A 23,399-nucleotide genomic window follows, 5' to 3' on the forward strand; every position below is an offset into this window, starting at 1 on the left:
AAAGCCACCATTTAGTCGGGATCAGCCCCCAACGCTTTTTCCATAGTGAGACCGTTGCCCGCCTGAGCCGTCACTTTCCAACCCATGTGCAGATACATGGCAATCGTGCCCTTCATCATCTTATGGGTTCGCAACCTCAGCTTGGATAGTTTGCGCAACCTTGCTTCTTCTTCGGCAAACTGCATCAATCGCCGCGCGACTCCCTGCCCTTGGGCTTCAGGCGAAACCGCCAGGTTGAACACCATGATTGCGTCGTCGACGCGATCAAAAACGATGGCCCCGACTATACCGCCGGATATTGCAAGCACGACGTGGTGGGTCTTGATGTCATCCGCGATTCCGGCAGTGACGTCCGGCAGGTCCTCGATCAGGCTTGTTGCATCTGCATAGGCACTTTCCAGGCACCGCGTTACCTCATCTGCATCCGCCACATCAGCAGTTCTGAATTTGATCTTCGACATAGCACCTGATCTTTCCGCCGGTTTGACTCAGCTTTTGTATCAAATGATGCCATACCGCTTGCACATGCAAGGCTTGCAACATATGAGCCGGTTATGACCCAGACATCCCACGACCGCCTTCTGATCATCGACTTCGGCAGCCAGGTTACGCAGCTTATCGCTCGCCGCCTGCGCGAGTTGAATGTCTATTGTGAAATTCACCCTTACCAGAATGTCACGATGGAATTCGTGCGGGAAATGGCGCCGCGCGCCGTGATTTTCTCGGGCGGTCCGGACAGCGTGACGCGCGAGGGCTCGCCCCGTGCTCCGCAAGAGATTTTCGATTATGGAGTTCCGATCCTGGGCATCTGCTATGGCCAACAGGTGATGATGCATCAGCTTGGCGGCAAAGTCGAAAGCGGCCATGGCACAGCCGAGTTTGGTCGGGCCTTTGTTACACCGAAAGACAAACTGGATATCCTGGAGGGCTGGTTCGCGGACGGCGATGAACAAGTCTGGATGAGCCACGGCGACCATGTCAGTGAATTCGCACCGGGGTTTGAGGTATTTGGAACCTCGCCCAACGCACCTTATGCGATCACGGCTGATCCATCGCGGCACTTCTATGCCGTGCAGTTTCACCCCGAGGTACACCATACGCCCAAGGGCGCGAAACTGTATGAAAACTTCGTTAAGCTGGCCGGGTTCAAGGGTGACTGGACCATGGGCGCTTATCGCGAAGACATGATCCGCAAGATCCGCGAACAAGTCGGAGACAAGAAGGTCATTTGCGGATTGTCCGGTGGCGTCGACAGCTCGGTTGCCGCGATCCTTATTCACGAAGCAATCGGGGATCAACTGACCTGCGTGTTCGTCGATCACGGGCTGCTGCGCAAGAATGAGGCCGAAGAAGTCGTCGGCATGTTCCGCGACAACTACAACATTCAGTTGATCCACGCAGACGAATCCGAGCTGTTTCTGGGGGAACTGGAAGGTCAGAGCGACCCCGAAACCAAGCGCAAGATCATCGGAAAACTGTTCATCGACGTGTTCCAGAAGCACGCCGATACCATCGACGGCGCCGAATTCCTGGCTCAGGGCACTCTCTATCCCGATGTGATCGAATCAGTGTCGTTCTCGGGCGGGCCTTCTGTAACGATCAAGTCCCATCACAACGTGGGCGGCCTGCCGGAAAAGATGGGCCTGAAACTGGTCGAACCGCTGCGTGAATTGTTCAAGGACGAAGTCCGCGCACTGGGCCGAGAACTTGGTCTGCCGCAGAGCTTCATCGGGCGCCACCCCTTCCCCGGACCGGGTCTGGCCATTCGCTGCCCCGGCGAGATCACCCGCGAAAAACTGGAAATCCTGCGCGAGGCTGACGCAATTTACATCGATCAGATCCGCAAGCACGGGCTCTATGATGACATCTGGCAGGCTTTTGTCGCCATCCTTCCAGTCCGCACAGTGGGCGTGATGGGCGATGGCCGCACCTATGATTACGCCTGTGCGTTGCGGGCCGTTACTTCGGTCGATGGAATGACGGCGGACTATTACCCCTTCAGCCACGAGTTCCTTGGCGAAACGGCGACCCGGATCATCAACGAGGTCAAGGGCATCAACCGATGCACATATGACATCACCTCGAAACCGCCCGGGACCATCGAGTGGGAATGATCCGGCAAAACACCACCGCGTTCGACGCCAAAAACGACCCGATCCGAGGAATTCCTTCCAAGCCGTGTTTGAAAAAGTTGGACGCGACCTTGAACCTGACGCTTCATAAGCGTTTCAATGATTCAACGAATTCAATCTTTTTGATCGCGTAGCGAAGGCCCCGACACCGGGGCCGTCACCGCGCGACCAGGTCGGGGTGTGGCACGTGAATCAGACACAAAAAAACACGTTCAAGGCCGCCTTGTGGATGACTGGAGCCATCGCGTCCTTCTCCTCGATGGCGGTTGCTGGTCGCGAACTGAGCGTCGTGCACGACACGTTCGAGATCATGATGTACCGAAGCCTGGTAGGGTTTGTTGTTGTCGCCCTCGTACTGACTGCCACAGGCGGTTGGGTTCAGGTTTCCACGCAACGCTTGGGTTTGCACGCCCTGCGAAACACCCTGCATTTCACAGGGCAGAATCTTTGGTTCTATGCGGTCGCTGTTGCACCTTTGGCGCAGGTGTTCGCATTGGAATTCACCCAGCCGCTTTGGGTGATTCTGCTGTCGCCACTGCTTTTGAACGAACGCCTTACTACGCTTAAGATGACGGCAGCGCTTATTGGTTTTGCCGGCGTTCTAATTGTTACGCGCCCTGGTACGGCGCCCTTGAGCCCCGGCCTTGTGACCGCAGCCGCGTCTGCGATTTTCTTCGCATTTACAACGATTTCGACCAAAAAACTCACACGTTTTGCCAGTATCGGCTGCATCGTTTTCTGGCTTACGACCATGCAGGCGGTTCTTGGGGCCATCGCTGCAGGTTTTGATGGACAGATTTCCTTGCCCACAGCGCAAAGCGCACCCTTTTTGATTCTGGTTGGGCTGGCCGGTCTGTTGGCCCATTTCTGCATAACCAACGCTCTTGCCATCGCCCCGGCGACAGTTGTGATCCCATTTGATTTTGCAAGGCTTCCTACGATCGCAGTGGTCGGAATGATCCTTTACCACGAACCCATCGACCATTGGGTCCTGATAGGTGCCGCGGTCATCTTTTCCGGTATTTTCCTGAATATCTGGTCCGAAAGTCGTAACAGTTTAGCAACAGTTGAAAACACTAGTCGCAATACGTAACGCACCGTCACCAGTTGACCTTAAAGTAACCAAAAAGAGAGTATCGCTCATCATACACGGGATAGGCGTTCGTCACACTCAGCTAAACGCCATTGAAACCCGCGGGAGATTGTTAGGGAGGACAGAATGAAAAAAACACTACTCGCGACCTGCGCTTTGTGTGCTGGAGCGACGGCAGGATACGCAGGCGGACTGGACCGCAGTGGTCAAGGCATAAACCTGATCTTCGAAGAAGGATCAGTGGTTCAGTTTCGGTTGGGATACACCAACCCCAGCGTAACGGGCACCATGCCGGCTATAGCTGGACCAAACATTGGGCAACCGGTCGATTCCGGTGAGGTCGCGAACGACTTTTTCACACCGCATCTGGGCTACAAAACGTCACTGACCGAAAAACTCGATTTCGCGATCATGTACGACCAGCCCTTTGGTGCTGATATCCAGTACGCAGCAGCCTTTCCGCTATCGATCAACCCGACTAATCCGTCAGACCCCCGCGTCTTGCAGGCAACCGCTGACACAGACGCGATTACAGCTTTGCTGAGGTACAAATTCGACGGTGGCTTCAGCGCGATTGGTGGTGTTCGCGCACAGCGTGTTACGGCAAATATTACCGTACCGCTTGCTGCCGGGTATAACGTTGATACCGATGCGGACGTTGCATTTGGGTACGTTGTTGGTGTGGCTTGGGAAAAACCTGAGATCGCTGCCAGAGTTGCGCTTACCTATAACTCGAAGATTTCACACGATCTTTCTCAGACAGAATCCAGTGCTTTGACTGGGGGTTTGCCCGTTAACTCTTCGAGTGAAATTGAAACACCCCAGTCGATCAATCTTGACTTTCAAACAGGTGTAGCACCAAAGACGCTTCTGTTCGGTTCAATCCGCTGGGTTGACTGGCCACAGCTCGTCTACAACCCGCCAAACTACCCACCCACCAGCAACCTTGTTGACTACGCAGATTCTACCTTCACGTATTCGTTGGGCATGGGGTATCAGTTCTCGGAAGAGTTCAGTGGCGCTGTGACGTTGGGCTACGAGACTTCCCAGGGCACTCCTGTATCAAACCTCGGCCCGACCGACGGGTTCTGGAGCATTGGTCTGGGCGGAACGTACTCGCTGGAGAATGCGAAGATTTCCGGCGGTGTTCGTTACACCGACATCGGTGATGCGACATCTAATGGCGCTGGCCCGAATGCACGCGGAACGTTCACTGGCAACAGCGCCTGGAGCGTAGGCTTCCAGATAACATACGCGCTGAACTAATCCAAAGATGATTATCCTCAAGGCTCCGCTGTTTCAGCGGAGCCTTTTTTTATGCGTAGGTTTCGGGTCGCGGTTCCGTCTGCAGAATGCGAGTGTACGGCCATGAACACGCAAAAACACCTTTCTCAGCGCGCCTGGGCCGAACTCATTCTTCTGGCTGTCATCTGGGGCGCATCCTTTGTGGCCATTCGGATCGCCCTGGATTCCATTCCCGTTATGACATCGGTTTTGCACCGCACGTTCTGGGCGATGCTGGTGCTTTGGCTGGTAGCTTGGGCCAAGGGATTTTCCCTGCCCCGCTCACGCCGCATCTGGGGTGCATTCCTGATCATGGGGTTGCTGAACAATGTCATCCCATTCAGCTTGATGGCATGGGGTCAGCTTTACATCGACTCTGGCCTGACCGCTATTCTGAACGCGACCACGGCCATCTTTGGTGTTCTTGTTGCGGCACTGTTTTTCAAAGATGAGCGTTTGACACAAGCCCGGGTGATCGGCGTTTTCCTAGGTTTTCTCGGTGTCTCAATCATCATCGGAATTCAGACCTTCACGTCTTTCAGCCTGCAAAACACAGCCCAGCTTGCCGTGTTGGCCGGAACGCTCTCGTATGCTTTTGCCGCGGCTTGGGCGCGGTATCATCTGTCTGACCTTCACCCCGTCGTCGCGGCCGCTGGAATGCTGACCGGCTCGACCGTACTAATCCTGCCCCTGACGCTCATGACGGACGGGGTGCCAACGCTTGCTCTGCCCGCGGTCACCTGGGCTGCGATTGGGTATTACGCCATTGTGGCAACAGCGGGGGCATACCTTTTGTATTATCGAGTCCTGGCGATGGCGGGCAGCGGCAACCTGATGCTGGTGACGCTTGTTATCCCTCCTGTCGCCATCGTGCTTGGCGCGATTCTGCGAAACGAAGCGCTGCCGTCGAATGCCTATTTCGGCTTTGTTATCCTTGCCATGGGTCTTCTGGTATTGAACCGAGCTGGCCGCCGCGATTGACGCCGTGCGCTGCCCGATTTAGCAAAGGCAAAAAGGGACAGCACAAGATGATCTATAACACAGCCAAAGACTGGCGCACGGCACGCCGCAAGAAGGTGCTGTTCTTTGGCATGTCCGGTCTGGGTAAGACCTATGTCTCGAACATTCTTCGCGGCTCAGGGAACTGGTTTCACTACTCGATCGACTATCGCATCGGCACCCGGTACATGGGCGAATACATTACAGACAACGCAAAGGCCGAGGCGATGAAAGTCCCGTTCTTGCGTGACCTGCTACTGTCGGATTCAATTTATATCGGCTCCAATATCTCGTTCGCAAACCTGACTCCGGTCGCGGCCTATCTGGGCAAACCGGGCAACCCTGCCCTTGGCGGATTGGAAATGCCGGAATACCGACGCAGGCAAGAACAGTTTCGACTGGCCGAAATACACGCTCTGCTGGATACCGAGTATTTCATCGACCGCGCCGAGCGTCTGTACAAATACCCCCATTTCATCTGCGACACCGGTGGATCGATCTGCGAGTGGGTGGACCCCGAAGATCCGAACGACCGGGTACTGTCCGAGCTTTCGCAACACACCCTGATGATCTGGCTGAAGGGGGATGAGGAACACACGGCAGAGCTTGTACGTCGTTTTGACAAAGCCCCTAAGCCCATGTCCTATCAGGCCGAATTCCTGACCAGAGCCTGGACAGACTATCTGGAACAACACGGATGTTCGGAAACCGATGTGAATCCCGATGATTTCGTCCGTTGGACCTATGCGCAGGCCTTGGCGCACCGTCAGCCGCGCTACGAAGCCATGGCGAATAACTGGGGCGTGACGATTGCAGCCAATGACATCGGCAAAATCCGCGACGCCGCCGATTTCGATGAGTTGATCGAACACACCCTTGAGACCAGGCACAAAAACGCCTAACTACCAGTTTTCACTAATCCCTTAGAAGCCTGACATATGCCCATCAAAATCCCTTCAGATCTGCCTGCTTTTGACGTCCTGACCAAAGAGGGCGTCATGGTCATGGACGAAGATCAGGCAATGCGTCAGGACATCCGCCCACTGCGCATCGGCTTGCTGAACCTGATGCCCAAGAAAATCCAGACCGAAAACCAGTTCGCGCGTCTGATCGGGGCAACTCCATTGCAGATCGATCTTTCTTTGATCCGCATGACTGAACACCGGACCAAAACCACCGCCGCCGAGCATATGTCCGAGTTCTATCGTCCCTTTCAAGAGATCAAAGATCAGAAGTTCGACGGTCTGATCATTACCGGCGCCCCGATCGAACATCTGGAATTTTGTGATGTCACCTATTGGGATGAAATCAGCGAGATCTTCGACTGGACTCAAACCAACGTGCATTCCACCTTTGGTGTGTGTTGGGGCGGGATGGCGATGATCAACCATTTTCACGGTGTCAAAAAGCACATGCTGGACGCGAAAGCCTTTGGGTGTTTCCGGCATCGCAACCTGGATCTGGCGTCTCCGTTCTTGCGCGGTTTCTCGGATGACTGCGTCATTCCGGTCAGCCGATGGACGGAAATGAAACAGGATGAAATCGATCGCGCACCCGGGCTGAGAACCCTGTTGGGCAGCGACGATGTCGGCCCCTGTCTGGTCGAAGATCCCGGCCATCGCGCGTTGTATATCTTTAATCACTTCGAATATGACAGTGACACGCTGAAACAGGAATATGATCGGGACGTCAGCAATGGCACGCCTATCAACGTGCCTATCAACTACTATCCCGACGATGATCCATCCAACACGCCGCAGAACCGGTGGCGCAGTCATGCACATCTGCTGTACGGCAACTGGATCAACGAAATCTATCAATCCACGCCTTTCAACATGACAAAAATTGGCCACTAAAGTCCTGATATCCCTTGGCCTGGCCGTTCTGGGCCTTGTCATACTGACAAACTGGCGCAGCGCCCGGAACGAAGCGCTGGCCGAGGCGGCTTACCCCCCCGAAGGTCAGATTCTGGATGTAGGCGGCCTCGCCGTGCACGCCGTGGTCATGGGGGACGGTCCTGATGTCGTTCTGATCCATGGTTCCAGCGGGAACACGCGCGATATGACCTTTGCGCTGGCCCCTATTCTGGCCAAGTCATACCGCGTGATCGTTTTTGACCGACCGGGGTTGGGCTATTCCGAAAGCTTCAATCCGAACGGTGAAACCCTCATTGAACAGGCGGATATCCTGCAACAGGCGGCGGCTCAGCTTGGGGCGGAAAAGCCCATCGTGGCCGGGCAGAGCTATGGCGGATCGGTCTCGCTGGCCTGGGCCGTGACCCGACCCGAGAATATTTCGGCTCTGGTTCTGATAGCTCCGGCCGCTATCCCGTGGGAAACGCCTTTGGATGGGTTCAACCGGCTTGCGTCAACCAAGTCGGGCAATGCGCTGGCCTTGCCCCTGATCAGCTCTTTCGTGCCCGAATGGTACGTAACACAGGCGTTGGACAAGGTGTTTGCACCGCAAACGGCGCCGGAAGGCTATGCCGAACACTTTGGGCCAGGGCTGACGATCCGGCGTGGCTCGATGCATGCAAATGCCAAGCAACGCGCCAACCTGCTGGACGAAGTCACCCGCCTGCAACCCAGATATGGCGAGATTTACGTACCGACCGAAATCATTCACGGAACGGCCGACGATACCGTTGGTCTAGAATGGCATTCTGAACGTCTGATCGAACAAATCCCCGGGGCCGAGTTGATCGAGTTACCGGGTGTCGGTCATATGCCACAGGTGGTCGCAGCACCCGAAGTTGCCGCCGCGATAGATCGCGCGGCGCAGCGAGCGGGTTTGCGTTAACCCAAGCTCTAATCCATAGTCAGATATGGATTTTATCGCGAGGTGACATATGGCCCGGTCAGGAAAAGGCTCCATCGAGAAGTATTTTCGGAAAGACGCGCCCAAATCTGTACGGGAAGAGATTCAAAACGCGAAAAAGGGCGATATTCTGAACCCGACCTACCCGTATTCTGAAAAAATGAAGTCCAAGGATTATGATGAGCAGATGGACCTGCTCCAGATTGAATTGGTCAAAATGCAATCCTGGGTCAAGGAAACCGATCAACGGGTAGCCGTCATTTTCGAAGGCCGCGATGCCGCGGGCAAAGGTGGCACCATCAAGCGGTTTCGTGAAAACCTGAACCCCCGCGGCGCGCGCAACGTTGCGCTGGCCAAACCATCAGACGCCGAACGCAGCCAATGGTATTTCCAGCGCTACATCCTGCATCTGCCCGCCGCCGGAGAGATCGTGTTCTTTGATCGCAGTTGGTACAATCGAGGCGTCGTCGAGAATGTCTTTGGCTTCTGTTCACAGGAGCAGCGTGAGCGGTTCTTCCGACAGGTCCTGCCGCTTGAAACCGGTCTGGTGAATGACGGCATCCATTTTTTCAAATTCTGGCTTAATGTCGGGCGTGCAGAACAACTGAACCGTTTTCTGGCGCGCGAAAACGACCCTTTGAAGCAATGGAAGCTCAGCGCGATCGACGTGGCGGGGCTGAACAAATGGGACGAATACACGCAGTCGATCTCGGAAACCCTGACCCGATCGCATTCTGATGCCTGCCCGTGGACAATTGTTCGTTCTGACGACAAAAAACGCGCGCGCCTTGCGGCCATCCGAACGGTTCTGCATGCCTTGGACTATGAAGAGAAGGACAAGAAGAGTATCGGCGAGGTTGATGCCCGTGTCTGCGGTGGCCCGGACGTGTGGGAGGCATAAATTGTCGCTCTGCCCTGCCCTGTCGATGCCTTCACGATCATGTATTGGACGACAATGCATCGGTGGTCTATGTCCTTGTCTTCCAACACCCAATCAATGCAACTGAGGCCGGGATGACGAAACGCGGTTATCACCACGGAAACCTGAAGCAAGCCCTGATCGAGGCAGCCTTGTCCCTGATCGAAGACAAGGGCCCGACCGGTTTCACGCTGTCCGAGGCCGCAAAAACTGCCGGTGTCACGCCTGCCGCCGTCTATCGTCATTTTCAAGGGCGCGAGGACCTGATTGCCGAAGCCGCACGGCAGGGGTTTGAGATGTTCGCAGACCTGATGCAATACGCCTACGACGAAGGACAGCCTTCAGCCCTTGCGGCTTTTGAAGCAACGGGGCGTGCTTATCTGGCCTTTGCACGCAAGAACCCCGGGCATTACATTGCCATGTTCGAAAGTGGAATATCCCTGAACCGCACGCCTGAATTGTCCCTGGCAGCAAATCGGGCGAAGTCTGTTCTTGAGCAAGCGGCCGCTGACCTGTCCCAGCATATTCCACCGGAAAAGCGCCCGCCTGCCTCGATGTTCAGCGCGCATATCTGGGCGATGAGCCACGGGGTCGTCGAGCTGTATGCCCGAAATACCGGCGCAACTTCACCTTTCCCCCCCGAGGACTTGTTGGAAAGCGGTATCGGTATTTATCTGCGCGGTTTGGGTCTGATCCCTCAGGACGAATGACGCCAGTCAGAATGAACGACTGCTTTGCGGCATACTCAAACCTGATGTCACATTGATCAGATCCATCTCACCCATCCCCTTGATATCAACGCACCCCAGATCCGAGACCTGAAACTCGTCGATCAGGGCATATTTCATCTCTTCCGGGGCCACGATATTCATGGGGTTGGCAAAGACCTGCAACCGGGATGCGATGTTCACGGCAGGGCCAAACACGTCATAGACATATTTCTGAATGCCCACGACCGATCCTACAGCCGCACCCATACCCAATCCGATCCGGGCCTGCCACTTATGCGGATGGCTTTCGTTGCGGCGCTCGAGATAGCGCAGAAACCTTACCGCGCAATGCGCCACTGCGGTCGCATGATCAGGTGTGGGATCGGGCATGCCTGAAACGGCCAGATAGGCATCGCCAATCGTCTTGATCCGTTCACACCCGAATTGTTCGACGATCCGGTCAAATGCCGTGAAGATGTCGTTCAACTCACTCAAGGTCACTGTCGGGTCGGTCTTGGCCGCGAAATCCGTGAACCCGACAAAATCCAGCATCACCACCGAAACCTGCTGATACAGCTGCGGTGTGACAACGCCAAACGTCTTGAACTCTTCATACACCGCTCTTGGCATCAGGTTCAGCAACAGGCGTTCCACCCTCTCCTTTTCGCGCTCAAGCTCTCGGGTATTTCGCTCGACCATGGTGGAATAGCTGTCAATCATGCTTTCCAACTCGCGAATGCGGGTGATGTTCTGACATTCAACAATCAGCACCTGTTCGGACAACCCGCTGGCCAGCGAGACTGTGACCGCAAAAATCAGTGTCCTTCGCTTTGGTTTGATCTGCAATTCGACCGAGTACCGAAGGCCAGATTGCTTCACATCCTCCAGTTCCTTCGGGTCGAGATCAGAAAGAACGTCGCTTAGGGTACTGCCATTGTCAGGTGTACCGAACCATTCCCTGAAGGGCCCGTTGTGAAACACGAACTGCAGGTCGGATGCACGTACTACGGCGACGCCCACTCCGATCGCGCGCAGCAATTGTTCGTTTATAGCAAGAATGCTCATGCCGCATTCCGGGCGACGATGATCGAACGCTTTCCTTCGATCGCCTTCAGCGCAGTTTTGACGTCGCCGTCCGACATACCATGCTGACTCAGCGCGTCGCCAAAGAGCTCGGCCATGACGTCGAATTCATTGTGCGATATGTTCAAATGCCGATGAACCACTTCGATCCTGTCATCACTGAAAGATGCCGGCCCGCCAATCAAGGACGAAACGAACTTGGTTTGATGGTCGATCAAACGCGGCATATCAATGTCTTCGAAATGGTGGCCGATCTCATCCGAGTCCAACGCCATTTCATAGAAAGTCATCACGACTCGGCTGATCGTTTTGAAGCCGCCATATTTTTCATAAAGTGTCTGTGCCACACGTATACCCGCGCGTTACCAATCAATAACCCCACAACTCTATATCAAATCGATTTTTTTGTTAACGCTTATGATTTTCTAACAGGGAACGATCAAAAACCGTCTTGTTGTACTGGAAAAACCACCAAAGCTTCGCTGGTGCCGAACCTGTTCCACCACAAACGTACCGTTTCTGGCCTGACCTCGATCCGACGTTCAAGCGGCATTAGCTATTTTTCGAATGTGAAAACGGGAAAGAAATGAATTGCACACCACCAACGGGAATATCTCTGGGCTAATCCTGAAGTGCTCCAATGGGCTGGTCTGGGTGAACTTTGGACGCAAGCCAGCCCAGCCCTCCGGAAGACATTTTCGCCTGATAAGCCCCCGGAACCTGTCGCTCAAAGAGAATTGTGTTCCAATACAGCGTGTCCTCATGTTCACATGCAACAAATAAGGCACAACCATCGAAAGGACCGAAAGTGCAGGAACATGGATATGCGTCTGGGCGCCTAAATCTACCTTTCGTCGGAATATCGACCTTCGGAAAATCTCCATACATCGAAAACTGGGGCAGAATTGATGCCGATGTTTGCGTCCTCGGCGCGCCCTTCGACTTTGGCACGCAGTGGCGCCCGGGTGCTCGGTTTGGTCCCCGGGCCGTTCGAGAGGCATCGACCCTTTTCAGTTTCGGCCATGCTGGCGCCTATGATCATGAGGATGACGCGACCTATCTGGACAGCTCGGTTCGGATCGTCGACCTGGGGGACGCGGATATTGTCCACACCAAGACCGAGACCAGCCACAAGAACATAGCCTTTGGTGTGCGAAAGATTCTAGAGGCCGGAGCCCTTCCGCTGGTGATTGGCGGTGATCACTCGGTCAACATCCCCTGCATTTCTGCATTCGAAAGCAACTGCGCTGAAAACGGCCCAATACATGTCGTTCAAATCGATGCGCATTTGGACTTTGTCGATGAACGTCATGGCGTTACCAACGGGCACGGAAACCCCATGCGCCGCGCGATCGAAAAGGACTATGTTTCAGGGATGACCCAGTTGGGTATTCGAAACGTTTCGTCCACGTCCAAGGAAGGGTATGACGACGCGCGTGCGCGCGGATCGGATATCCTGTCGGTACGGCAGGTTCGCAGACTGGGAACAGAGGCTGTTCTTGACCGCATACCCGCGGGAAAACGGTACTACGTGACTATTGATATCGATGCATTTTGTCCATCGATCGCACCAGGGACCGGAACCCCAAGCCACGGAGGGTTTCTGTACTATGACGTTCTGGAGATCCTTCAGGGGCTCGCGAAAAGAGGTGACGTGGTCGGCATCGATCTTGTCGAAGTGGCCCCTGCCTACGATCCCACTGAAAGCACTCAGATACTGGCAGCGCAACTTCTGCTGAATTTTCTGGGCTTCATATTTCACGAACGCGCTCTACACACGTAAAATAGCGGGTGGAGCCGAGGCTCCACCCCAAAGCATCAGGCGCCGATAATGTTGTGACCCGGCCCGTAGGGGAATCCGGTGATGTTTTCGGCTCCGTCTTCACCCACTACCAGAATATCATGCTCTCTGTAGCCGCCCGCACCGGGCTGGCCTTCAGGGATCCACAGCATCGGCTCGATCGAGACCACCATGCCGGGTTCCAGCGCGGTGTCGATGTCTTCGCGGAGCTCCAGACCGGCTTCGCGACCATAGTAATGGCTAAGAACACCAAACGAGTGGCCATAGCCGAAGGACCGGTATTGCAGCAGGCCTTCGTCGGCAAAGAACCGGTTGATCTCGGCTGTGATACCGGAACAGGTGGCACCGGGTTTGATCAGGCTGAGGCCAAGTTCATGCGCGGCCACATTGGCCTTCCACAGCCGCAGGCTGTCGGCATCCGGCTCGCCCAGAAACAGGGTCCGTTCCAAGGCGGTATAATAGCCCGAGATCATCGGAAAGGTGTTCAGTGACAGGATATCGCCTTTTTGTAGTGCGCGTTTGGTGACCGGGTTATGCGCGCCGTCGGTGTTCAAACCCGATTGGAACCAAACCCAGGTGTCGCGATATTCGGCATCAGGATAGGCACGCGCGATCTCCACTTCCATCGCGTCTCGGCCGGCCATTGCAACCTCGATCTCGGTTGCGCCTTCGCGGATTGCGGCATGGATCGCAGCGCCACCCACGTCGGCAGTACGGGCACCGCCCTTGATCAATTCGATTTCTTCAGCGGATTTGATCATCCGCGCGGCCATGGTGTCCGTCGCGATGTCAACCAATTCAGGCTCGCCAAGCATGCTCAGCGCTGTGTCACGCGCCGCCAGCGTCATGTGGTCGCCTTCGATACCGATCCGTTTTGCATTGCCGATCAGGCTCGCAACTGCACGCCAGTAGTTGTCGCGCTTCCAGTCAGTATAAATCACGTTGTCTTCAACAGACCGGCGCCAGGGTTGCCCGGCATCAATATTCGCGGACACGGTGGTGCAGCTGTCCTGGGTCACAACGCAGCCATAGGGGCGCCCGAACGCACAGTACAGAAAGCCTGAGTAATAGGCGATATTCTGCATCGACGTCAGCAGCACCACTGGGATATCTCGCCTGGCCATTATCGCGCGAAGCTTGCCAAGACGGCGGTCATACTCGGCTTTGCTGAACTGCAACGGGGCCTTGTCACCATTGTGGCAGGTGAAGATCTCGGGGCGGTTTGATATGTCAGTCATCTCTGGTCTCTCATCTTTGCCGGGCATGCAATTCCCGGCCACTTGTCCCGGCGTTCAGGACAGGCGGTCTCGGGGTCCGAGAGCCGATCACCTCCGTAGTCGCCGCGACGCCATCGCAGCGGAGATGAACAGGTGAATCGTTAGATCAGACGGTTTGCTGCGTCAAGCGGGCGAAAGACCCCGCAAACGTTCAGACCGACGCCGCAACAGTTCGACCGTAGTCAGCAGAGCAATAGACAGGACCACAAGGATTGTCGCAACCGCAAGAATGGTTGGACTGATCTGTTCCCGCAGGCCGGTGAACATCTGCCACGGCAACGTCTTTTGGCTGGCGGAGCCTACAAACAGCACCACAACCACTTCGTCGAATGATGTGATAAAGGCAAAGAGACCGCCAGATATGACGCCCGGCAGGATCAACGGCATCTGAATCTTGAAGAATGTTCGCACGGGTCCAGCACCCATATTGGCTGCCGCCCGGGTCAGAGACCGATCAAAACCGACCAGAGTCGCGGTCACGGTGATGATCACAAACGGAATACCCAGAACGGCGTGGGCCAGAATAACTTTCAGATAGCCCACGAAATTCTTGTTCATGCCCAACGTACCTTCGAGGAAGCGCCCGATATCACTGTAGAAAAAGAACATGCCCGTCGCCGAGATGATCAGCGGGACAATCATCGGAGATATCAGAATTCCCATAATCGCACGGCGCCCGGGAACGTGAGACTGGCTGAGTCCAATGGCAGCCAGTGTTCCCAACGTTACCGAAATAACCGTCGCGATCGGCGCAATGATGAGCGAATTCTTGAAGCTGCGCTGCCATTCGTTGTTGGTGAAGAAGTCTCGGTAGTGCTTAAGGGAATAGCCTTCCGGATCCAGCCGCAGCATCTCGGGGGTGAATGTAAAGAAATCCTCTGCGTTGAAAGACAGCGGCAACACCACAAGGATCGGTGTGATCAGGAACACGAAGATCGCACCACAGATCACGCGAAACAGATAGTGATAAAAAACCTGTTGTGCCGTGAGGTATGGCAGCAACTTGCGCCGATACCGCCCCTCGTACAACCAGAAGATAAACCAAGCGAAAAACCAGCCGCCGAGCAATCCCAATACTCCGCCCATCAGCCCGGCCACTATGAAACCAACGACACCGAACCCGATGATGTTGATCCAGCGTGCGAGGTTTTCGTTCTTCACGAGATTTATGTAGACCCAAGCCAGCCCCGCGATCAGGACAGCTCCACCCAGGATACCCAGAAGGACCGAACCATTTCCGGCCCCGACAAAAATACCGGCAAAAGCCCCTGCGAGTGCGACACTGGGCAAAACCATGGACATGGGTTTGCGGGATATCGGTGTCAGTGCGGCCATCTTGATTATCCCAACTTCACGTTATCGATGCCCACGATCTTGTCGTAGACCCAGTAGAGCAGCAGCACGACCGCCAGAAGGATCGTACCCAAGGCCGCAGCCAGCCCCCAGTTCAGTGAGGACGAGATGTGATAGGCGATCCGGTTCGAAATAAAGACACCCTTGGTGCCGCCCACGATCTCGGGCGTGATGTAGTAACCGATTGCCAGAATGAACACGAGGATCGAACCGGCCCCGATCCCGGGCACGGATTGCGGGAAGTAGATACGCCAGAATGTCGTCCAGTTCGTCGCTCCCATGGATTTGGCAGCGCGCGTATAAGACGGCGGTATGGTCTGCATCACCGAATACATCGGCAAGATCATGAACGGCAAAAGGATATGCGTCATCGCGATGATGGTGCCGATCTGGTTGTTGATGATAATCAGCCGAGCGTCATCAGCGACCAGCCCCAGCCAAACGAGGGTATCGTTAATAACCCCCTGTTGTTGCAACATGACCTTCCACGCGGACGTTCGCACCAGAAGAGACGTCCAGAAGGGCAAAAGGACCAGTATCATCAACAGGTTCGACACCCGCATCGGAAGTGTCGCCAATAGGTAACTGACAGGGTATGCGAGCAGGATACAAGCGCCCGTTATCGCGAGCGACATGAACAGAGTACGTCCGAAAAGCTTGATGAGGATCCGCTTGTCTTCGGGTTGGGCCTGAGCGCCTTCCGGGGTTCTGCGCATATCGACGGCATTCAGGAAGTAGCCATTGGTGACCGCCGGTGAATGGGTCTTGATCACGCGCCAGGTTTGCGGATCTCCCCAGCCTTCATGGATCTCGATCAATTTCTCCTTGAAAGGCGCATCCGCTTCAGGATCCAGTTTTTTGATCTGACGCCCGGATTTGCGGAACAGCGAAGACATACCTGTTTCTTCGTAGTTCAGACGCGAACCAAGGCGAGTGTGTTCTTTGTTTTCGACCGCAACGACCATATCGTGAACGAAAGCATCGTAAACCGCTTCATCCGGAAGCTCGCCGCTTTGAGCATCCCAACCCTTCAGAGTTTCCACAGTAAGTGGAAGGGTTTCCGACACCATGCTGTTTTCCACCGAACGAAACAGCATCGACGCAATCGGCACGATGAAGGAAAACATGACGAACAGCAGAAGCGGAGCGACGAGCATCAACGCCCGCAATTTCTGCCGCCGCAGTGAACGTGCCAGCGATTGCTTGAGCGGCGTTCCGTCCGCTGCCAGCATCGGCCCTGCATTTTGGCTTGCGTCAGTCATCTGTGCCCCTTGGCTCTGCTTGAGTCTGAGGGCGGCGCGCCGCCCCCGACTTTTTCATGAAAACGCGCGCTTATTGCGCCAACCAAGCTTGGAACTTGGCTTCGATATCGTCGCGGTAATCCGCCCAGAACTCGTAGTTGTACAGGAACGTGTTCTTGGCGTTTTCCGGATCGGTCGGCATGTGCGGCGCCATATCGATACCCAGGTCGGCGTGCTGACCCACCAGCGGCGCTGACGATGCCCGGGCCGGACCGTACGAGATGTACTTGGCCTGATCCGCCAAACGCTGGGTGTCAGTTGCGAACATGATATAGTCCAGAGCGCGCTGCTGACGCTCTTCGCTCAGACCAGCAGGGATGATCCAACCGTCTAGGTCAAAGATCTGCGCGTCCCACAGCATGGCAACGGGCTGCTTCTGCTCTTCGATCACGCTGAACAGACGACCGTTATAGGTCGAACCCATGACGATCTCGCCATCAGCCAGAAGTTGCGGTGTATCCGCACCAGCGGACCACCAGACAACGCTGTCTTTGATCGTGTCGAGCTTTGCCAGCGCCTGATCCTGACCTTCCGGAGTGGCCAGAACGTCATAGACATCGTCTTTGGCGACGCCATCACAGATCAGAGCCCATTCCATGTTGTTGATCGCACGCTTTTCAAGCGAACGCTTGCCTGGATAGGCTTCCAGGTCAAATACGGCGCAGACATCGCTGGGCGGAGTGTCTCCGACAAGATCGGTGCGGTAACCAAAAGTGGTTGAATACACAATCTGCGGAATAAAGCAGTCGCTGACCAAAAGGTCGCCGAAATCCTCGGAGGCAGACGTGCCATCCGGCGCCGACGCAAGCTGAGTGTCAAAGTCGATTTCAAGCGCAAGACCTTCGTCACAAAGACGAATTGCGTCGGCAGCCACAACATCAACCACATCCCAGGTGATGTTGCCGGCTTCGTTCATCGCGCGCAGTTTCGCAACTGCTTCGGCCGAGCTGTCATCATTCAGAATGGTGACACCTGTCTTTTCCGAATAGGGCTCGTGGTACGCCTTTAGCTGTGATTTGGAATAGGCGCCGCCCCAGGAAACGATCGTCATTTCTTCTGCGAATGCACCGCCAGCAACTGCCCCAAGTGCCGCTGCTGTTAACAATGTTTTGGTTGTCTTCATGAATTACTCCCAGTTCTTCCCGTTTATGTGTGTGGTCGGCTGATGCACGGGTTTTCACCAACCGGTCCCTCAGTGAGGTCGCGCTTGTTCCGCGCGACTTGGCCTATGCGTCGAGCGCACGACAATCCTGAGCCAGCCAGCCGATCTCGATCTCCTGCCCCGGGGACAGGCGGATCGCGTCTGGCGCGTTCCGGGTCTTGACGATGAACTCATCATTTCCGGCAACGGACATGCGGAAACGGAACACGTCACCCATGTAAATGAATTCTTTGACGGTTGCCTTCAGCGTATGTGCATCGGCGTGCAGGCGATCCTTGTTGAATTCTACCCGCTCGGGCCGGATCGATACTTTTGTCCGTTCGCCGGGTTCGCGAACATTGATCGGAACAGCGTCAATTTCAGAGCCATCATCCAGCTGGACGAGGCATGTATCGCCATCAATCGTCTTAATGACGCCTTCCATTGTGTTGTTTTCCCCGATGAACTGCGCAACGAAGCTGTTTTCCGGTTCTTCATAGAGCTGATCAGGCGGCGCAAGCTGCTGAATGCGGCCATCGTCAAATACGGCAACACGATCCGACATGGTCAATGCTTCGGTTTGGTCGTGGGTAACATAAACCGTGGTGATTCCCAGTTCATGCGCAAGACGTGTGATTTCGAACTGCATATGTTCACGCAGTTGTTTGTCCAAAGCGCCCAGAGGTTCGTCCATCAACACCAGTTCGGGTTCAAAAACCAAAGCGCGCGCCAAGGCAATTCGCTGTTGTTGACCGCCGGACAACTGAGCCGGACGTCGGCCGCCAAACGCACCCATCTGAACCATGTCCAGAGCACGTTGAACCTTTTCCTCCCGTTCAGACTTGCCCAGTTTGCGGACCTCCAAAGGGAACGAAAGGTTTTCGGCCACCGTCATGTGTGGGAACAGGGCATAGTTCTGAAAAACCATACCAATTCCGCGCTTATGCGGCGGAATATTGTTGATGGGTTTCCCGTCAAGGAGGATTTCGCCATGGGTCGCGGTTTCGAACCCGGCGAGCATCATAAGACATGTTGTCTTACCGGAACCCGACGGCCCAAGCATTGTAAGGAACTCACCCCTGGGCATCGCAAGATTTAGATCTTTAACGACGAGATTCTCGCCATCATAAGACTTCTGAACGCGTTGGAATTCGACAAACGCGGCGTCGTTCGTTGTACCGGTCACAAGACCCCCTGTTTCGTCAAATGATTATCCGACGGCTTCGGATTTCATTGATCTGTAGGCAGCAGTTAAGACCAAGCAGCCAGCATTTGGCAACTCTATTTGGCGGACTTTCTGCATTTTGAGTTCGACCTTTACACTCATTGAAAGCCGCTCAAGTCTCTCATGTGCCATGCAAGGCTTTGATTACTCGAAAGAACAGGCTTTCCGATTCGCTCACGAATCTCAGGGATTGCTTCAAGGGTTCGCAGGTTGGTACAGCTGAGGAAAACGGCCTCAACCGACGGATCAGATCCCAGTTTTGTCGCGGCTTCAATCACGGACTGCACCGATATCCGAGCGACCTTTGCCTCTTCGGCCTGTCCGAATGTCCCGAAAACATCCATGGTTAAGCCGTTTTCCGAGAACGCGTTACGCAGCGGTGCGTTGACCTCTTCCACGTAAGGCGACAGCAGCGCAAACTTCGAAACACCAAGGTCCGCAGCGCAGGCCGTGGCCGCACGCAAAGGGTTTGTAACTTCCTCTGTTTTGCACGACTGCTTGATGAGTTCCTCCACACGCCCTGATCCAATGACGGAACTGGCCGACGTGCAGCCATAACCTACCACCCGAAAAGGTCGCGCGCTGGGCAATAATTCGGCCGCTGCCGGCAACGCCTTTTCCATCTCGGCAAGGCTTTCCGTTGTCACTTCAATGCCACTGGGAATCCGTGTTACATACAACGGGCTTTTCCGGTCCGAGAAATACGTGCTGAATTCCGGCTCAATCGTCTCGTCGACCTGAAGTACGATCAATCCAAGTGGCGCGGCTTGCGGGTCGTCTTCGTCAAGCGTGTAAGGCACGTAAGTCATAGCTCAAGAATCTCCGGCCCGATGCGCGGGCTGATAAAGCGCGGGGCATCGTCTGTTAGGACAATGTTTTCTTCGTGAACCAGTATCTTGTCACCAACTGCAATACCCGGCTCCAGGGTCAGCACCATACCGGGTTCAAGAACGGTCTGGTCCGTCGGGATGAGGGACGGCCATTCAGTCAATGACATGCCCAACCCATGCCCCAGCCGACCGGCATCTGTGCCTTCAGAATCCTTGGTCAGCACCGTGTTCATTGCATGAAACAACTCTGCGGCGGTTGCGCCGGGCCGCGCGATTTCGAATGCAGCATCTGACGCTTCTATCAGCCTGGTGTAAGCAGATTTCACGTCGGAATTTGCTGGGCCGACAGACCAGTTGCGGTCGAAATCGCTGAAATAGCCATCCCAGACCAAGCCGGTGTCAAGCATCAGTACATCGCCATCCTTCAAGGGGGACGAAGACGCAGGCGAAATCACATCAGAATAACCGCCCTGCTCTGCCCCACCTGCGAGATATGGTACCCAGTCGGCGCCCTCTTCCAAACACAGTATCTGGAAACCGCGAAAAACCTCGTCCAACGGCGCACCTGCCCGTGCAATCTCGGGAACGCGCGCGAACGCGCGACCAGCTATGGCGCATGCAGTTTCGATCTTGGTGATTTCTGCATCGGATTTGACCATGCGAAGCTGGCGCAAAATACCCTGATCTCCGGTGATGCAACGCGAACCGAGACTGTTTCGCAGGCGTTCAATGTCCGACAGGGGCATACGCGCGTGCGTCTCGTGCCCATCCGGCATTCCGATACGGCCTTTGGGGGGCGTCAGTTCCGTCAGGGCATCCGTCAAAAGCGAAACGCCGTCATCCTGAAGGTCGGGTGAGCTCCACGTTCGGATGTCGTCGATCCAGGTTTGCCCCATCAATGAGGCGCCGATCGAGGGGATAACTGCGACCGGTTTGCCAGCCGCAGGCAGGATCAGGAACCAAGGGCGGGTCGGGCTTTCCCAGAATCTGGTCAGGTACCCGGTAAAGTAGCGCACATCGGTTTCCGTGGTCAGCAGCAGCGCCGACAGGCCCGCGGCACTCATCATAACCTGTGCGCGTTCAGTACGCGCGGCAAATTCTGTTGGATCGAACCCTCTCATCCGGCGACCTCAGAGGTGGTGCGCCGCATGCAGGCTGAACCGATGAAACGACGCAGCCTGAATGGTCCAGTCTTTCGGCCCGTTCGGTGTGGATTGATATCGGTTTTCATGCACCCCCCGGAATTTTCATTCGTTGACGTGAGCGGATCGGTAGGGTTCTGTCAACCACAGTCTTTTGTTGACCGGAGGCGCCAATGACCCACTCTGATCCAGCCTTCAGCCAGGCGGAATATGATCGCCGTCTTGCCAAGACCCGAAAGGCGATGGCCGCAAAGGGAATTGACTGCCTTTTTGTCGAAGACCCATCGAACATCGGGTGGCTCACCGGGTATGAGGGATGGTCTTTTTACGTTCACCAGGGTGCCCTGGTTTTTCTTGACGCGGACCCAATCTGGTGGGGGCGTCGACAGGATACAAACGGTGCGCTGCGTACGGTGTGGATGGGGAAAGATCGGGTTTTCGGATACGCCGATCACTTCGTGCAGTCGACCACACGGCATCCAATGCAGGATCTAGCCAAGCTTATTGCTGACTGCGGACACGGCCAGAGCCGAATTGGGGTGGAGCTGGATAATTATTATTACTCGGCCAAAGCCCATATTACACTGACAACTGAACTGCCCGGGGCGACGCTGATAGATGCAACGGCTTTGGTCAACTGGCAACGGGTTGTAAAATCCGGCGAAGAAATCGCCCTGATGCGCAAGGCGGCCCGAATTTCAGAGTTTGTGACTGACGGCGTGCTTGAACGCGTTGAACCCGGCCTGCGCAAGAACGAACTGGTCGCGCAGATTTACCATGACGCGATAACGGGCGTCGAAGATGACTGGGGGGATTACGCGGCCATTGTACCACTGTTGCCGTCAGGGTCAGACGCCGCCGCGCCACATCTGACCTGGAATGGTGATGTGTTCAAATCGGGCGAATGCACCTTTTTTGAGTTGTCCGGCTGCTATCGCCGATATCATGCTCCGTTCTGTCGGTCGGTGTTTCTGGGACGGCCGCCTGATCATCTTAGAAGGGCCGAGGCGGCTTTGGTTGAAGGGTTGGAGGCGGGTCTGGAGGCTGCGCGGCCCGGCAATCGCGCAAAAGATATCGCCAAAGCGCTGGCCGCACCGCTGGAACGTGCGGGGATAGAACGCGGTGCTCGCTGTGGCTATCCTGTAGGCCTCAGCTATCCTCCGGACTGGGGCGAGCGCACGATCTCGTTGCGGGACGAAGACAATACGATCCTCGAAGCCGGGATGACATTTCACTTTATGCCCGGGCTATGGATGGATGATTGGGGGCTTGCGATCACCGAGACCATCCTGATCGATGAAAAAGGACCGGCAGAGTGTCTGTGCAAACGACCACGCAAAATATTCGTCAAGCCCTGATAGGTGCACGAACGATTGAAGGCCCGCGCCGGATCAAACCCGTATCTGTTCAAGCAACCAGTCACGAAACAATGCGGCCGCCGGATTGCTGGCGTCGGCGGAAAGATAATACCCTTCGTTGCATTCGACAGTGCTGTCATGTGCGCTTTCGACAAGACCGGTTGCCATCGCATGTTTCGCCAAAAATTCGCTGATCAGGGCAACCCCGCTGCCATGAACCGCCAAATGAAGCGCCATGCCGAACGTATCGACGAAAACAGCAGGCTGCCGTCGCACGTCCTGCTTGTCGAACCACGTCTTCCATCCACTGGACGTGCCGACTGCTTCTATCAGGGGAAGGTCGAACGGATCCCCTGCAAGCGTCGGCGCCTTTAGAGCGACAAGCCTGTCAGGCCTCAGGCGCTCGGCCCCCCTGCCCACTTGTTTTTCTGACCCAAACCTGACCTGAACGTCAGCTTGCGACGCGTGAAAATCGTCAGGCCAAATTGCACTGAGCAGCCGCGCACTGATCTCTGGATTGCGTGTGGTGAAGTCCGCGAGATTTGGGGCGATGACCCATTGCGCGACACTAACAGAGGTGGCGACCGTCAAGACATCTCCTGGTGCGCTTGCGTCGGCCCTTCCAGCAGCAGCGGCAAGTGCCTCAAGCGCACTACCGACCTCGGGCAACAGTTTTCGCCCGGCATCCGTCAGGGCCAGACTGCGAGGATGTCTTACAAAAAGTGCTGTCCCCAGACGCATCTCAAGGGACTTTACCTGCTGACTGACGGCCGATTGAGTCAGACCTATTTCCTCGGCAGCCGCGGTAAAACTCAGGGTCCGGGCTGCTGCCTCGAAGGATCGGAACCAGGTCAAGGGTGGAAGTGATTTTCCCATTGATCAAGTTAGCCATTAATTTTTTTAATGCGAAAGCACATAATTCAATCATTTGTCA

General features: G+C 55.4%; 22 protein-coding genes. 11 read left to right on the top strand and 11 right to left on the bottom strand.

The genetic code is table 11. The features are described 5' to 3' along the window. Nucleotides 1–11: 11 nt before the first annotated feature. The gene (locus AC2FEB_RS03350; protein WP_496672049.1) at nucleotides 12–461 is read right to left on the bottom strand and encodes a GNAT family N-acetyltransferase; all 450 of its coding nucleotides are present in this window, start codon (nucleotides 459–461) and stop codon (nucleotides 12–14) included. Nucleotides 462–554: 93 nt separating this feature from the next. Between AC2FEB_RS03350 and guaA the strand changes: the two genes are divergently transcribed. The 9 genes from guaA (at nucleotide 555) to AC2FEB_RS03395 (ending at nucleotide 9,954) form a co-directional block, all read left to right on the top strand. Beyond that, the gene (guaA, locus tag AC2FEB_RS03355) at nucleotides 555–2,114 is read left to right on the top strand and encodes a glutamine-hydrolyzing GMP synthase (protein WP_496672046.1); all 1,560 of its coding nucleotides are present in this window, start codon (nucleotides 555–557) and stop codon (nucleotides 2,112–2,114) included. A gap of 205 nt (nucleotides 2,115–2,319) precedes the next feature. Continuing rightward, the gene (locus AC2FEB_RS03360) at nucleotides 2,320–3,225 is read left to right on the top strand and encodes a DMT family transporter (RefSeq protein WP_496883838.1); all 906 of its coding nucleotides are present in this window, start codon (nucleotides 2,320–2,322) and stop codon (nucleotides 3,223–3,225) included. Nucleotides 3,226–3,351: 126 nt separating this feature from the next. After that, nucleotides 3,352–4,491, top strand: coding sequence for an OmpP1/FadL family transporter (locus AC2FEB_RS03365; protein ID WP_117869125.1), 1,140 nt, complete (start codon nucleotides 3,352–3,354; stop codon nucleotides 4,489–4,491). A 102-nt stretch (nucleotides 4,492–4,593) separates the two neighbouring features. Then, nucleotides 4,594–5,490, top strand: coding sequence for a DMT family transporter (locus AC2FEB_RS03370; protein ID WP_496672039.1), 897 nt, complete (start codon nucleotides 4,594–4,596; stop codon nucleotides 5,488–5,490). 47 nt (nucleotides 5,491–5,537) lie between these two features. Next, on the top strand, nucleotides 5,538–6,410 hold the full coding sequence (locus tag AC2FEB_RS03375; protein WP_117869127.1) for an ATPase: 873 nt from the start codon (nucleotides 5,538–5,540) through the stop codon (nucleotides 6,408–6,410). A gap of 36 nt (nucleotides 6,411–6,446) precedes the next feature. Next, a complete protein-coding gene (gene metA / locus AC2FEB_RS03380; RefSeq protein ID WP_117869128.1) occupies nucleotides 6,447–7,364 on the top strand; it encodes a homoserine O-acetyltransferase MetA in 918 nt (305 codons plus the stop codon). Further along, complete coding sequence (locus tag AC2FEB_RS03385) at nucleotides 7,354–8,307, top strand: alpha/beta fold hydrolase (RefSeq protein ID WP_496672035.1); 954 nt, start codon at nucleotides 7,354–7,356, stop codon at nucleotides 8,305–8,307. The genes metA and AC2FEB_RS03385 overlap by 11 nt, the downstream gene beginning before the upstream one ends. Nucleotides 8,308–8,356: 49 nt before the next feature. Then, entirely contained in the window at nucleotides 8,357–9,226 is an 870-nt protein-coding gene (gene ppk2, locus AC2FEB_RS03390) for a polyphosphate kinase 2 (RefSeq protein WP_496672032.1), read from the top strand. 113 nt (nucleotides 9,227–9,339) lie between these two features. After that, entirely contained in the window at nucleotides 9,340–9,954 is a 615-nt protein-coding gene (locus AC2FEB_RS03395) for a TetR/AcrR family transcriptional regulator (protein WP_117872774.1), read from the top strand. 6 nt (nucleotides 9,955–9,960) lie between these two features. On the opposite strand, the gene AC2FEB_RS03400 is transcribed toward AC2FEB_RS03395, so the two are convergent. Both AC2FEB_RS03400 and AC2FEB_RS03405 read right to left on the bottom strand, forming a co-directional pair. Beyond that, nucleotides 9,961–11,019, bottom strand: a complete 1,059-nt coding sequence (locus tag AC2FEB_RS03400; protein WP_117869131.1) for an adenylate/guanylate cyclase domain-containing protein — start codon at nucleotides 11,017–11,019, stop codon at nucleotides 9,961–9,963. Then, nucleotides 11,016–11,384 (bottom strand): group I truncated hemoglobin, encoded by a 369-nt coding sequence (locus tag AC2FEB_RS03405; RefSeq protein WP_117869132.1) that lies wholly within the window; start codon nucleotides 11,382–11,384, stop codon nucleotides 11,016–11,018. Before AC2FEB_RS03405 ends, AC2FEB_RS03400 begins: the two co-directional genes overlap by 4 nt. Before the next feature lie 461 nt (nucleotides 11,385–11,845). Here AC2FEB_RS03405 and speB point away from each other — a divergent pair, with 461 nt between their 5' ends. Further along, nucleotides 11,846–12,820, top strand: coding sequence for an agmatinase (gene speB / locus AC2FEB_RS03410; RefSeq protein ID WP_496672027.1), 975 nt, complete (start codon nucleotides 11,846–11,848; stop codon nucleotides 12,818–12,820). Between the two features lie 35 nt (nucleotides 12,821–12,855). Here speB and AC2FEB_RS03415 read toward each other — a convergent pair whose 3' ends face one another. From AC2FEB_RS03415 to AC2FEB_RS03445, 7 genes are all read right to left on the bottom strand, one after another. Beyond that, nucleotides 12,856–14,076 carry an aminopeptidase P family protein gene (locus AC2FEB_RS03415; RefSeq protein WP_496672024.1) on the bottom strand — a complete coding sequence of 407 codons (1,221 nt, stop codon included), beginning with the start codon at nucleotides 14,074–14,076 and terminating at the stop codon, nucleotides 12,856–12,858. A gap of 162 nt (nucleotides 14,077–14,238) precedes the next feature. After that, nucleotides 14,239–15,450 carry an ABC transporter permease gene (locus tag AC2FEB_RS03420; RefSeq protein WP_117869135.1) on the bottom strand — a complete coding sequence of 404 codons (1,212 nt, stop codon included), beginning with the start codon at nucleotides 15,448–15,450 and terminating at the stop codon, nucleotides 14,239–14,241. A gap of 5 nt (nucleotides 15,451–15,455) precedes the next feature. Beyond that, nucleotides 15,456–16,730 carry an ABC transporter permease gene (locus AC2FEB_RS03425; protein ID WP_117869136.1) on the bottom strand — a complete coding sequence of 425 codons (1,275 nt, stop codon included), beginning with the start codon at nucleotides 16,728–16,730 and terminating at the stop codon, nucleotides 15,456–15,458. Nucleotides 16,731–16,800: 70 nt separating this feature from the next. Next, nucleotides 16,801–17,892 carry an extracellular solute-binding protein gene (locus AC2FEB_RS03430; RefSeq protein ID WP_117869137.1) on the bottom strand — a complete coding sequence of 364 codons (1,092 nt, stop codon included), beginning with the start codon at nucleotides 17,890–17,892 and terminating at the stop codon, nucleotides 16,801–16,803. Between the two features lie 103 nt (nucleotides 17,893–17,995). Further along, nucleotides 17,996–19,096: an ABC transporter ATP-binding protein gene (locus tag AC2FEB_RS03435; RefSeq protein ID WP_117869138.1), complete on the bottom strand. Its 1,101-nt coding sequence runs from the start codon at nucleotides 19,094–19,096 to the stop codon at nucleotides 17,996–17,998. A gap of 137 nt (nucleotides 19,097–19,233) precedes the next feature. Continuing rightward, the gene (locus tag AC2FEB_RS03440) at nucleotides 19,234–19,944 is read right to left on the bottom strand and encodes a maleate cis-trans isomerase family protein (protein ID WP_496672015.1); all 711 of its coding nucleotides are present in this window, start codon (nucleotides 19,942–19,944) and stop codon (nucleotides 19,234–19,236) included. Further along, nucleotides 19,941–21,086: a M24 family metallopeptidase gene (locus AC2FEB_RS03445; RefSeq protein ID WP_496672012.1), complete on the bottom strand. Its 1,146-nt coding sequence runs from the start codon at nucleotides 21,084–21,086 to the stop codon at nucleotides 19,941–19,943. The genes AC2FEB_RS03440 and AC2FEB_RS03445 overlap by 4 nt, the downstream gene beginning before the upstream one ends. Before the next feature lie 194 nt (nucleotides 21,087–21,280). On the opposite strand from AC2FEB_RS03445, the gene AC2FEB_RS03450 reads away from it, so the two are divergent. Beyond that, entirely contained in the window at nucleotides 21,281–22,465 is a 1,185-nt protein-coding gene (locus AC2FEB_RS03450) for a M24 family metallopeptidase (protein WP_496672009.1), read from the top strand. A 33-nt stretch (nucleotides 22,466–22,498) separates the two neighbouring features. On the opposite strand, the gene AC2FEB_RS03455 is transcribed toward AC2FEB_RS03450, so the two are convergent. Continuing rightward, nucleotides 22,499–23,341, bottom strand: coding sequence for a LysR family transcriptional regulator (locus tag AC2FEB_RS03455; protein WP_496883839.1), 843 nt, complete (start codon nucleotides 23,339–23,341; stop codon nucleotides 22,499–22,501). Between the last annotated feature and the right edge of the window lie 58 nt (nucleotides 23,342–23,399).

The sequence above is a fragment of the Ruegeria sp. YTSC106 genome, assembly GCF_059609765.1.